The sequence below is a fragment of the Gluconobacter sp. P1D12_c genome (assembly GCF_018812105.1).
Taxonomy (GTDB): Bacteria; Pseudomonadota; Alphaproteobacteria; order Acetobacterales; family Acetobacteraceae; genus Gluconobacter; species Gluconobacter oxydans_A.
This window is the reverse complement of the sequence record NZ_JACSIQ010000006.1, coordinates 59,813-72,988: the sequence shown is the minus strand read 5'-3', so window position 1 is coordinate 72,988 and position 13,176 is coordinate 59,813. Positions and strand designations below refer to the sequence as shown.

At 46.8% G+C, this 13,176-nt stretch carries 9 protein-coding genes; 8 read left to right on the top strand and 1 reads right to left on the bottom strand.

Annotation, left to right across the window (positions count from 1 at the left end; all coding sequences use genetic code 11):
• Window positions 1-82: 82 nt before the first annotated feature.
• The 6 genes from KP705_RS08385 (at window position 83) to KP705_RS08360 (ending at window position 6,918) form a co-directional block, all read left to right on the top strand.
• A complete protein-coding gene (locus KP705_RS08385; RefSeq protein ID WP_046900955.1) occupies window positions 83-1,078 on the top strand; it encodes a bile acid:sodium symporter family protein in 996 nt (331 codons plus the stop codon).
• Between the two features lie 110 nt (window positions 1,079-1,188).
• The gene (locus KP705_RS08380; RefSeq protein ID WP_211500330.1) at window positions 1,189-1,935 is read left to right on the top strand and encodes a sulfotransferase family 2 domain-containing protein; all 747 of its coding nucleotides are present in this window, start codon (window positions 1,189-1,191) and stop codon (window positions 1,933-1,935) included.
• Window positions 1,936-2,159: 224 nt separating this feature from the next.
• Window positions 2,160-4,646 carry a TonB-dependent receptor gene (locus tag KP705_RS08375; RefSeq protein WP_064275197.1) on the top strand — a complete coding sequence of 829 codons (2,487 nt, stop codon included), beginning with the start codon at window positions 2,160-2,162 and terminating at the stop codon, window positions 4,644-4,646.
• Window positions 4,647-4,833: 187 nt separating this feature from the next.
• Window positions 4,834-5,427 carry a hypothetical protein gene (locus KP705_RS08370; protein ID WP_215764301.1) on the top strand — a complete coding sequence of 198 codons (594 nt, stop codon included), beginning with the start codon at window positions 4,834-4,836 and terminating at the stop codon, window positions 5,425-5,427.
• A 5-nt stretch (window positions 5,428-5,432) separates the two neighbouring features.
• Complete coding sequence (locus KP705_RS08365) at window positions 5,433-6,311, top strand: Fic family protein (RefSeq protein WP_215764300.1); 879 nt, start codon at window positions 5,433-5,435, stop codon at window positions 6,309-6,311.
• A gap of 100 nt (window positions 6,312-6,411) precedes the next feature.
• Window positions 6,412-6,918, top strand: a complete 507-nt coding sequence (locus KP705_RS08360; protein ID WP_215764299.1) for a DUF892 family protein — start codon at window positions 6,412-6,414, stop codon at window positions 6,916-6,918.
• 17 nt (window positions 6,919-6,935) lie between these two features.
• Here KP705_RS08360 and KP705_RS08355 read toward each other — a convergent pair whose 3' ends face one another.
• The gene (locus KP705_RS08355; RefSeq protein WP_252348302.1) at window positions 6,936-8,381 is read right to left on the bottom strand and encodes a discoidin domain-containing protein; all 1,446 of its coding nucleotides are present in this window, start codon (window positions 8,379-8,381) and stop codon (window positions 6,936-6,938) included.
• A 49-nt stretch (window positions 8,382-8,430) separates the two neighbouring features.
• On the opposite strand from KP705_RS08355, the gene KP705_RS08350 reads away from it, so the two are divergent.
• Both KP705_RS08350 and KP705_RS08345 read left to right on the top strand, forming a co-directional pair.
• Window positions 8,431-9,663: a DNA repair exonuclease gene (locus tag KP705_RS08350; RefSeq protein ID WP_046900434.1), complete on the top strand. Its 1,233-nt coding sequence runs from the start codon at window positions 8,431-8,433 to the stop codon at window positions 9,661-9,663.
• Window positions 9,663-13,076, top strand: coding sequence for an AAA family ATPase (locus tag KP705_RS08345; RefSeq protein ID WP_046900433.1), 3,414 nt, complete (start codon window positions 9,663-9,665; stop codon window positions 13,074-13,076). Before KP705_RS08350 ends, KP705_RS08345 begins: the two co-directional genes overlap by 1 nt.
• The last annotated feature ends 100 nt before the right edge of the window (window positions 13,077-13,176 follow it).

The window sequence follows — 13,176 nt, the reverse complement described above, 5'->3', positions numbered from 1 at the left end:
CGGAAGCCTTTCAGGAAAGCGCCCGTCTTCAAAAAGAGGAAGGACATTGCATGTCCGTTGCGAATACGCACATAAGGACGTCATGAAGCGCTTAGACCCTTTCCTGATAGCCCTGATCTGCGCGATCGTCCTGGCCTCCGTCCTGCCCTGCCGCGGGGAAATGCAACATATCCTGCAGCAGGTCGTCACGGTTCTCATCACCCTGATGTTCTTCTTCCAGGGGGCCAAACTTGAACGCCATGCCATTATCGAAAGCGTGCGCGACTGGCGTCTTCAGGGAACAGTGCTGCTCTGCACATTTGCTCTCTTCCCGCTTCTTGGCATCGGGCTGCATCTGCTCTTCCGCAATTTGTTCCCGAATGCTCTGTTCGGGGAAGATCTGTGGGCTGGCATTCTTTTTCTTTGCTGCCTGCCTTCAACCGTTCAGTCCTCAATTGCCCTGACTTCGATTGCACGCGGCAATGTTCCTGCGGCCATCTGCGCAGCCACTGTGTCGAATATTGCAGGCATTGCATTGACCCCTCTTCTGACAGGCATTGTCCTTGGTCACGTTGGTGCAGGTCATTCACCCCTTGAGAGCGTTCTGGACGTTGCCAAGGAACTGCTTCTTCCGTTCATTCTCGGACAGATCCTTCAGAAATGGATTGGCCCGATTGTCAAACGCCACAAATTCCTGATCTCGTTCACAGATCGTGGCTCCATCGTCGTGGTCGTCTACACCGCGTTCAGTTCAGCCGTTGTCGAAGGCATCTGGCACCGCGTTTCACCGCTTCATTTGCTTGAGGTGGCGCTGCTGGACAGCCTCATGCTCGCGCTGGTGCTGGTGGCCTCGCACTTCATGGGCAAGGGCATGAACCAGTCCACGGAAAACAGCATCGCGCTTCAGTTCTGTGGTTCAAAAAAATCGCTGGCCTCTGGTGTTCCGATGGCAAGCGTTATCTTTCCCTCTGCCTCGGTAGGCATCATTGTTCTGCCCCTCATGATCTATCACCAGATCCAGCTTTTCACCTGCACGCTTCTGGCGCGTCATTATGGAAAACGCATAGGCTTGGAAACGCATTCAAAGCCTCATTCCTGAGCTTCATGTCAAAGCTGTTAAAGAGGTTTCTTTTTGTCACGAGGTGGTCTTTGACCCCCTTGGGTTCGTAGACCAGTGTGGCCCCAGTTTGAAAACCGGAGCTACAGAATATGCCGTCATACTCGACCCTGGTTCAGGAAAAAATTCCTGAATCGTCGGTACTCAGGCCTGTACCAGACGGCATTCCACAATCACTTCTCTGCCGACTTTTCCGCGTTCAGCAATTCAATGATATTCACGAACGGGCTGCTGAACTTCATCTGCACCTGCCCTTGGGCAAAAAGCGCTTGAAACGTCTGGAATGTATTCGAAGTGCTGGTGCACTGTTTATTCATGTTCCCAAAAATGGCGGAACATCCATCTGTAACCAGCTTTACGGCTGTTCCATGATGCATCAGACGTTTCGATACTATCGCCACGTCACACCGGAGCTGTCCAAGGAACTGCCGAGCTTTGCCATTTGGCGTGATCCGGTAGAGCGATTTGTTTCCGCCTGGGCGTTCGCAAGAAAAGGCGGCACTTCGACAGTCAAAATCCACCCTTCTGTAAATGCACTTTACCGCTCATTCCACACGCTGGACGATGCCATCACACACGTGGAAAGCCAGTCATCCCCATATGACGTAGACCACGTCTTCCGCCCGCAGGCCTGGTACATTTGCGGAAAGGACGGACAGCTTGAGGTGGATAACCTGTTTCCTATGGAACAAATTGCGCAACTGCCCGAACTCGTTCCAGCCATGCGGGGCCACGTCATCCCACACCTGAATCAGAACCCGCACGCAATCGAAGTTACGGCACTACAAGCTCGCAGAATCCGCAAGCTCTACCAGCAGGATGAAGCGCTGCGCCCGTAACGCCAAGAATAGACAAAGGGAAAAATAGGACCCTTTTCTCTAAACTGTCACAAAGCATACAGCTATCGCTCTATAAATAGCCCCGGAAAGACTGTGTTGTTGCGAAATTACCATACACCCTAAATGTCATAGTGTGACTTACATGATCTGATTGAAGATCACTGCAAACCATGGTCTTTCTCGGCCGAACCAAACCCACCTGGCCGAGAAAGACCCCACAGACGATGCGCCTTACACGCCTCCTCTCGACCTCAGCGCTGATCGCATTTGGCACATTGCCAGCATTTGCAGCGCCTGTTTCAGATACGAAACATCCAAATCAAAAGGCTCATCCGAAGACGGAAATAGCCGCCCCATCCATGATGGGTAATACTGCTCCGACGGACGTGCATGAAGAGCATGTCTCTGTCAGCGGTCGGCATTCTTTCGACGGCGTAACACGTCGTGCCGTTGGCGGCGGTCTGATGGAGAAGCAGGACAGCGCAAAGTCTGTGTCGGCTGTCTCACGTGACTTCATCGAGAAGCAGGTTCCGGGCGCTGACCCGATGCAGCTGATTGCCCTGCTGCCGGGTGCGAACGTCTCTTCGACTGATCCGGCAGGTCTGACAGGCAGCTCCATGAGCATGCGTGGTCTGGACCAGTCACAGATCGGTTTCACACTTGAAGGCTTCCCGATTAACGATATCGGAAACTTCGCAGTCTATTCTCAGGAAATCGTGGACTCCGAAAACCTGCGTACGGTTCGCGTCGCACAGGGTTCGGCAGATCTCGACAGCCCGCATATCAGCTCAACGGGCGGTGTGGTCGACATGTACATGATCGATCCTCAGATGAAAGCAGGCGGCCGTCTGGGCGTCAGCTATGGTTCCTACGATTATACCCGTGGCTTCCTGCGTCTCGACACGGGCAAGATTGGTAACACCAATCTGCGTGCCTACTTCTCCGGCTCTTATGCCACGGAAGGCGTCAACAACAGCGACGCAACAAACCGCAAGCTGCACGCAGAAACCAAGATTGTGAATGACTGGGGCGACGGTAACCGCGTCTCTCTCGCAATCGTTGGCAACCGTCTATACAACTATCTGACGCCTAGCGTGAGCAAAGCATCCTGGGATGCCTACGGCCGCGGGGTCAAGGACCGTTACGTCGCACCTGGCAAGAATGCAGCCGGCCAGAGCATCTCCAATACGGTGTGGAATTCCACTTACAATCCCAATGCTTCTGACAGCGGCACATCATATTACAAGCTGCACCAGAACCCGTTCACCAACATTTATGCAAGTGCCCCATCTACCTTCAAACTGGCAGACAACCTTGTTCTGACGGAAACCCCGTATTTCTGGTACGGTGATGGTAGCGGTGGTAGCGCATATCTGACGGACATGAACAAACTGTCTTACGGATCGCAGGCTACAACAGGCAGCCTGAACGGCGTGACCAGCAAGCGCGTTCTTTACAATCCGTCCATTACGAAAACCTATCGTCCGGGTGCAGTTACGAAGCTGACACTGACCACCGGTCAAAACCGCCTGATGGTTGGTTACTGGTTTGAATACGCCAAGCAGGCTCAGCAAGGTCCCTACACCGGCGTCGGTGCAGATGGAAATCCGTGGGATATCTGGGGTAGTTCAGCAAACGTTGTCTTGGGTAACGGACAGACTTACATGTACCGCAATACCCTCACGCAGACACGCGTGCACACCATGTTTATTGGTGACACATTGTCGTTGCTGAACAACAAGCTGACAATTGATGCTGGATTCAAATACGCCATTGTTCTGCGTAGCGGCACCAATATGCTGCCGGACACCTCCACTGGCCGAAACACCAGCAAGACCTATGCTGAGCCGTTGCCAACTGTAGCGATCCGCTATCAGATCAATCCGGAAAACCAGATCTTCGTTTCCGGCGCCACGAACTTCCGCATGCCGACCAACTACTCCCTGTACGATGCGGGTGCTTATTACACGGGTTCCGGTTACGCGACGCATGCCAACACAAATCAGAACCCGGAAATCTCCATTTCTGAAGAAGTTGGTTACCGTTATACCGGTAAGACCATCATGGGTTCGATCACTTATTTCCACTACGACTTCACGAACCGCCTGATGTCCACCAGCCAGTGCATGGACGCTGCTTGTAACAATTATTACACAACTAATATCAATGCGGGCGGTCAGACGACAAACGGCGTAGATGCTGAAATCGGAACTCGTCCCGTCTTCCGTTATTTCCGCCCATACGTCTCGTTTGAATACGTTGATGCCCGTCTTGGTAGCAATCTCCAGGCAGGCAGCGGCACCGGAATTGATTATCTACACACCAAGGGCAAATTTGCCCCTGAAACGCCGAAGTTCCAGGTAGGCTTTAACCTCGACTACGACGATGGTCATCTGTTTGGTGGCTACAACCTGAAATATGTTTCCCGCCAATATTCCACGTTCATGAATGACCAGTCCATTCCTGGCTATGTTCTTATGAACGCCAACATTGGTTACCGCTTCCAGAACCTTGGTTTTCTTCAGGCTCCAAACGTTCGGATCAACTTCTCCAATCTGTCGGACCACGCTTATCTGGGCTTCGTGAAGGGCATTCAGACCAACGCGACTCAGCAAACCGGTATTTTCGGCAAGAAAATCAGCGGATCTACTCCGACCTACGCCATCGCAGCTCCGTTCTCTGCTATTGCGAGCGTCAGCGCCGGTTTCTGATCTTCCGACCAGATATCGCTTCGTACAGTCCTCATGCCAGTCTCTGGTATAAGGACTGTCCCCTATTTTCTACATAAAATACTATTTTCAGATATGTACTACGCGCATATTCGATACTTATTTTCTTGACTTTTCATATGGCAAGTCAGACTGTTTCTCCTGTTAATTTAATTAACAGGAGAAACAGATGCGAAACAATATTCCAGATTCTGATAAAATCCTAACGTTCGGAGTTTCTCTATACTCCGATACTGCAGGACTCTCAGATAGTTTCAGTCCTCCTGACGGACCTGTTGATTTAGGGAGCCCTGATAGCGGATCATCAAACGCCCCTCAAATTCAGTTTGCTCAAGCTTACAGCCCGGGTAATACCATGGTAATGGAAGTTGGCTTCATGTATACGGACGCCACGTACAGCAATAAGCCTGGTGTTAGCACACCTCAGAATGTTTATTTTGACGGGCAATTGATTGACGACAAAATGAATTATAGTGAATCTTCAGGAAAATCCACGGAAACCATTGTAATTCCTATTCCAGATGGAAATTATAACGGAAATCAACTTACGGGTGTAAGTGTTGTTGGATATATTCAAGGAAATTCAGATAGCTTTTCGTGGGGATTTTCAGACTTAGGCCATGCAGTACAAGCATATGCTCAAGACCTTGCTACATTTTCAGCAAATAGTCTCCACTCGCAATATGCAGGATCTACATCAGATTTATATACTCTTTCCCAGAGCGTAGCAAATTCATGGTCTTTATTACAACATAAATGGTGAAAAAAATGGAGCATATTGTTTGGAGAAGCCCAACAGGATTAAAAAAGGGCATTAGAATGCCTCTACCTCAAATGCCGACTCCAGACTCTATGCTTTCCTTACAAGAAGAGCAGAAAAAATTTATTTATCTAACAATTAATTATTCAAAAATAGACGTTATTTTAATACTTTTTTACATAAAAAATGATCTTTCTTTTTTTGCAAATAAGATAACGAGGGAAGCTTTATTTCATAGATTATCTGGAAAACTACAGCCGCTAGGCAATGACGGCATTAAGTGCAGCCGCTCTTCTATTGAAGAATATAAAATGTGCATAAAATACAAACGCTCGTTCTTTAATAGTATTCGCTCTGTAGAGAGTTTCTTAAAATATATAAAAGAAATCTCTTCTGATTTATTGGGAAATCCCGTTTTTATTCGGGAAAAAGAAGTAATAGTAACTCCAGATCGATATGGAAATTTTGTAGCTTATCCCAACCAGAAATATATAAATTTTGGTATAGAGAAATTATTGTTTGTTATAAAAAATAAGGAAAAATATGGTGCACTGCTATCATCGTGCACCATATTATCAATGCTTCTTAGCATTCATCCATTTCAAGACGGAAATGGAAGGGTATCAAGAATAATATTTAATATATTTCTTATGAACACCGTTAATAAAAATATATTTATTCCGATTTACGAATTTTCGAAAATTTCTCAAAATGGTTTTTTATTTAACATTAGAGAAGCACAATTATTCAATAAATGGGAAAATATATCGATATACATGAATAATATTCTATTAGAATCAATAAAATTCAACATGAATTTTGATAATATTAGATCTATATCCAATGGAAAACTAGAAGAATTTTGTTATTATTTATATAAAACATAATCATATAAGCCCACATATATTACAGTATTTATTTGACAAATTCTATATTTTAATTAAATATAATGCCTTGTTTTTATTTTCTTGGCGCTGGAGGAAGCCTATGGCTAGCAGAACAAAGTCTACAGAAACAACTGCACTGGATATTTATCTGGAGCGGTTGCAAGACCACTTGGCAATCGAGACCAAAGCTATCGAGACCGTTCTTTCAGAGCTTCCATTCTGCGAGCGTTATGGAAGTGTGAGCGCCCAGATGGAACAGGACCTTATCCTGCGTCGAAAACATGTCAGCGACATCGCGGTCCTTCTGAGCCGACATGGTCGGCAAACGCCCGCAGCGCATGAGACCGTATCTTCCATTCTCAGCACTGTTTCCAGTTTGTTGAGCACTGGAGAGGAAAGTAATCTCCTCAAGAACGTGCTCACCGACGTCAGTTACCGCGCTCATCAGATCGCATCTTTGAATATGCTGGCGATCCTTGCAGACCGCTTGGGTTTCAGCAGCGACCTATCTCTTCTGGAGCGGCTTCGCAATGAGGAAACAGCTTCGACTGACAAGCTACAACAGAATTTGCCAGTTATCGTGACGCAGTATCTCGCCAATCACTAAAAACATAGTCGCCCTCTTCAGTCAGGCAGACCGTAAACCTGAATCTGACTGAAATGCAGGTATGTTTTTTCACCGAGGATTGTAATCCTTACAAATCTTGCCCGGATACCTTCTGGGGTCACCCAAATGTAGGGGCTTCCGTCGGCACCACCGAAAATCTGTCCGTCTTCCTTACGATGGACTACGACCCAAGCCTCTCCATCAACTGAAACAGAGATTTTCAGATTGTTTGCACGCTCCAATGCAGTATCAAGTCGATTAAACAACCGCACTTCGTGAACACTTACTTCTTCCTGAAGATCGACCTGCCACCACGGGTCTTTTTCTTCAGTAGTATGGTGCGCAGGGAAATTACCGATTTGTCCTGAAAGTGGGCCCTCGGCATCATCTTCGGGCGAGATGTTCAAAAGTGCTGAAGACTGCGTAGCGGAGCATCCTTCTGACACAAGCGGCCACGTTGAAATCGGGAAAACGCAGGTTACCTCCGCATCAGACAATTTCTTCCAGTAATCAGCCAGATAAGTGTCATGAACAGCATTTGTCATCGAAAAGAAATTTTCGCGCTCTGACTGCGTCATTAACTTCCAGGTATTTTGACCACTGAAATTCCCGACAACACTCCGCTTTGCACGGATTTCAAAGTCCTGCTCAGATTTTATATTATAATGAGCAATAAAAGCGATATCCATTATACTATGATTTCGCTCGTTTTCCTTAAGATACGTCCACGCGTTTTCTGGAAAATTTTCATAGTAGCCAAGCATCGTCTCTCCCAGAACATTCGTTGCTCTGAGATCCGGTGCTACCGTGAGAAGATTATGGTGAATTGCTTCATGCGGGTTTTCAAAAATAACCTGGTAAGGAACCGCCGCTGACCTTACGAGGATTTTCGTAAATGGGGTCGCTCCATTCTCGCGGCGAGTATAATTGGTTAGAACGAAACCTTTAGGTCGAATTTTATGCCCATTATTGCCAAAAAATGACCAGTTGAAATAAAGAGCATCGTTTTGCGGGAATTTTCCAAGGAATTTTTCGATGTTGTCGCAATCTCTCAGACACAAAAACTCATCGACATCCAGGAACATATGCCACTCTGTTTCAGTCGAGTAGTGGCGTAAATAATGAAAAAACATCTGAAACTGGGCACCGACAACCCCATAATGGACAAAGGTCACTTTAGGGTTTGGGCCAACAGTTAAAGGAAGAACTTCGTTATAGAGTTCTTTTGGGTCGTCATCATTGCAGTATATGTAGACGTGCTCAAATCCTATCGAAAAATGATAGGTAAGCCACTCTAAAATATAGGGTGTTTCCCAACGTACTGTGGTCACAAGAGAGAACTGATGCTTGGGAGCAGGCCGTTGTCCTCCTCCAGCAATCACTTCACGAGGTGCAGTACCGTAGGCTGTCCAACTATCCATCGATCCGGCATAAGGTGGGTTGTCTCGCTTCGTCAAGGCCATCTTCCAAAACACTCTTCGCTCGTTTCAGCTCTCGCGTTAGAGTGTCAGCATGTCCAGCTTCCGCTTCCTCCACGCCGCCGACATCCATCTCGATAGCCCCCTTAAAGGACTAAGCCGTTATGAGGGTCTTCCACTGGAAGAAATCCGGAATGCAACACGACGAGCCCTGGATCGTCTCATCGATATTGCCATCGAGGAAAAGGTCAATTTCCTGATCCTTGCGGGCGATCTGTACGATGGAAGCTGGCAGGACGCCAGTACCGGCCTCTACATGATGAAATCTCTTAGTCGCCTCGTGCATGCTGGAATTCGAGTGATTACTCTTTCGGGCAATCATGACGCTCAGTCCGTCATCGCACGTGAGCTTCCTCGACCGGCTGGTATTGATCACTTCAGTTACGATGCTCCTGAAACCATACGACTGGAAGACATCCAGGTCGCCCTGCACGGTCAGAGCTTTCGTGACAGACACGTTCGAAAAGACATGACGCCGACATACCCTGAACCTGTTTCCGGATGGTTCAATATTGGTGTTCTCCATACCTCCCTTTCGGGCTACGGCGAACATGAAACCTATGCGCCCTGCTCCGTCGAAACGCTGGCGTCGAAGCACTATGACTATTGGGCTCTGGGACATGTTCACGCCCGGCAGATTGTTTGTCATCATCCATGGATCGTGTTCCCTGGGGTTCTTCAAGGTCGACACATTCGGGAGACAGGCGCTTGTGGCGCAATGCTCGTCAGCGTCGAAAACAACATCGTTCAGTCTGTCACACCAGTTGCCTGTGACGTCATACGCTGGAGCCATATCGTCATAGATACAGCTGACATGCATGACCTGGATGACGTCATGCATGCCGCGAGGCTCCGTATGGAGCAAGCTCTGGCTCAGGCCGACGGACTTACCGTTATCGCACGTGTGACGCTAACGGGAACAACCACTCTGCATGACAGCCTCTGTGCATCCACCTGTTGGCAAGACGATTTAAGGAGTGTTGCTGTCTCTCTGGATACCGGTCAGAACCAGATCGCGTTGGAGAAGCTCCGGAACAAGACAACCTCTCCGCCCTCTACAAATACACTCCATGATCTAGATGCGGCTTTGTCGGAGCTCATGAGCGATCCCGAGTTTATAGCAACGCTTTCTGATGACTTTGAGATGTTCTTCTCCGCGCTTCCTGGATGTGTCGAGAGAAGTGCTTTGATGGCTGATGAAAATAGTTGGCCGCTGGAAGAAGCAAGTTCTGCCTTGCGCGCACGACTGATGGGGAGCGCAAGCTAATGCGGTTTGATCGTCTTGACCTGTTCAGATATGGCGGCTTTCAAGACCGCACTATTACCTTCCCAAAATCGGAAGGGGATTTTCACGTCATTCATGGACACAATGAAGCCGGAAAATCCACGATGCTTGCAGCTATCAGGGACTTTCTCTTTCAATTCCCTCATCACATCAGTGCAGACTGGATAAGTGCGGCCCCCCTTCTACGAGTTGGTGGACAGGTGAGTCACAATGGAGCGGTACTGGAGGGCATACGCCGTAGAGCCCGCACACAGACCTTCTACGCCTCCGATGACGCCACCCCTAAAAGTGACGAGCTGCTGAGACAATGGATGGGAGACCTGGACGCTAAAAGCTTCGAAACCGGATGGGCTCTTGACCATCGTCGCCTTCGTGAAGGCGGTGAAGAAATGCGCCGCCTTAAGGACGATGCAGGCCTGCAAATTCTTTCCGCGGGTCTGGGCGTCGGCGGTTTGGGCGGCCTGATAACTTCTCTCGAAAAAGAAATGAACTCTCAATGGCGAAAGGGAAGCAGTACATCTGCCATTCTGAAAGCAAAGCGTGACCTTTCAGAGCTGAATAAAACTCTAAGAAATACCGCAGTCCTCCCTCATGATTTAACTGTTGCCCGCGAAATACAGGAAAAAGAGGAGAAAGCTCTTTCTGAATGTAATGCTGAACAACAACGCCTTGTCGTGCGACAGCGAGAAAACTCTCGAGCCAGAAATATCAGCATTCCCTATCTTCAGCTTATGGATCTGCAATTACAACTTTCGCAATCAGGGCTTCCTGAATTTTCCTTCTCTGAATGCGACAATTTTGAAGTTATTCTTTCAGAAATAAAAACAGAGACAACCATTGAAGCCGCAACAAAATCAAAATTGGGGTCGATATCGGCACATATAAATGCGTCCGCCCCCAGGAACAAAATCTTAGATGATGCAAACCAGATATTATCATTAACCAATAAGAATGATTTTATAGATAAAATCGAATTCGATACGAAACTAAGGTTAGATCGAATTCGTAATGACGAAATTTGGATGGAGCAGTTTTGGGCACGACATTGCGCAACGCCCAATCGCCTTCCTGATACAGGCGCGCTGGACGACTTAAATAAAAAGCTTCAGGAGCGAGAAAATTATCTTACCCTTGAGCATGAAATAAAAGATCGTTTGAAAAAATTACGCCAAGAGTTTGATCTAATACGATCTTCTAATTTTTCTTCTGACGAGCGGAAAACCGTTTCTACGGCCGATTTCGAGCGATTAAAAACCAATCTGAACTATGCAAGAGGTCTGGCTGGAATTGATGATGAAATTGAAAAATTAAAGAAGGATCTGAAAACAGCCATTCACGACACTAATGCAGCATTTGATCGTCTGCTTCCTTGGTCAGCCAGTGCTGAAAACCGTTGGGCGGCGCTGGATGGTCTGCCTGTTCTGGAAAAAGAGATTATTGACGAAGAGTATCTTAAATGGCGTGACCTTGAGGAGAAATTTCTTCAGGAAAATAGCCTTCTTCTAAAACTCCAAGAAGCGCTTTCGAAGAAAAACTTTGATCGCGATGTTTTGGAAAAATCTGGAGATGCTGTTTCCACAGAAGCTCTTTCAAATGCACGAGATCTCCGCGATGCGACCTGGTGCAACATTCAGGGTATTTTACAAGCAGAGAAATATCCGGATCCATCTGTTTTAAATGCATTTTTCATTCTGCTAAAAAATACAGATATTCTTGCAGATCGGCGCCATGCTCATGCTGAGCAATCGGCTCGACTGAACGATCTTAGCCATCATATTAGCAGCATTAAAATTGAAGCTGCTCAGGCTGAGCAAAATATCCTCTTTGTTAAATCACAACAAATTTCTCGCCAAAACACTTGGTTTGAAAAGTTAAAATATCTTGGACTGCCCGCACTTCCACCTAAAGAGTTTCTGAGCTGGTGTGACGCTAGAATTGATGCTCTTTCCAAATCAAAGCATCAGGAACAAATTGCAGAATCTTTTCAGAAAAAACAGCAGCAAAAACGTTCTGCACTAGAACAGTTATCACCTTATCTACAGGAGGCTCAGACTGATAATTTTGTTCTCTGCCTCCAGCATGCTCAAAATATTCAGGATGAATATGAGGCTCATTTAAGGAGTGCACTAGAAAAAAAACAGGCCCAAGAAAGACTGCAAACTGCTATCGCAGCTGAAGAACGTCAACTCGAGACGCTCAAACATAATTTGGCCGCATGGCAAGTTTTATGGGAAACAGCTTGTGCCTCTTGCCATTATCCTGCTGGGGCCGGGCATATTGATCTTGTTGATGTGCAAGAGGCGCGATCAATACAAATCCGTTTGGAAAACGAAAAGAAAGAACACCATAAAAATTACGCGGATATTCTGGAATTTAAAACTTCTCTCAATTCCATGCTTGAAAAGCATAACAAGAACTCGTTGGAAAATTTATGCACCTCACTTCAACAGTCCGAAGAGGCTGAACACAAACGTCAAGAATTCATAACCCAAAGAGCAACACTCCTGGAAACTCTCGAAGCCACAACTATAAAGCTCGCCTCATTGCGGCAAAGCCTAGCTCCCATATTAATGAAACTTGGTATTTCATACAGTGACGGTCTCCATAATGTCGCTGCAGAACTTAGGCATCGCGCCACTCTGCTTCAACGCCGTGATGAGCTGAATACTATTATTCTTTCCGCGGGTAACGGCCGGGCTCTTGAGGCCCTTCTGTTAGAAGCAAAGAAGTCTGATCCTGAGACCCTTGAAAGGGAATCTGACGCACTTGAGCAGCAAAGTCTTATGCTAAAGCAAAAACACTCGGAAATTGAAAAGCGGCTCTGGGATGCTCGGCAAATTTTGACATCCTTGGAAAATAAGGGCGGTGCCCACGAAACTGCCGAGCGGATACAGGAAATCGAAGCAGAGCTGAACGATCGTGCAGCGCGATATGTTTCACTTCGCCTTCAAAGCCTGATGTTACGCCGTCTCGTGGAAAAACAGCGCCAGGAAACTCATGGTCCTTTACTGGAGAAAGCAGGGAGCATGTTTTCGCACCTCACACGACATCGATATGCAGGAATTGCTTTAGAAGATACAGGAACGGACAATTTGACCTTGTCCGGCCTTCTTCCAGACAAATCCTCTCTTGTTCCCGTACACTCCATGAGTGAAGGTACAAGAGATCAACTTTATCTGGCGTTACGACTTGCCTCGGTCGAACAATCTCTCGATCGTGGAATTCAGCTTCCCTTTATCGCAGATGATCTTTTTATAACATTCGACGAAGAAAGGTCTCTTTCCGGATTAGAACTTCTTTCTTCAATATCAAAACGAACTCAGATATTATTTTTCACACACCATGCACATATTGCAGATATTGCAAAAAATTTTGGTCATATTACTCACCTTTAAAATAAAAAATTTAAATTATATTTTAATATTTTGTTTTAAAGGTTTTTCTCAGACATATAACGAAATTCTATATTTCCATTCCTATGACTGAGTAATTTCG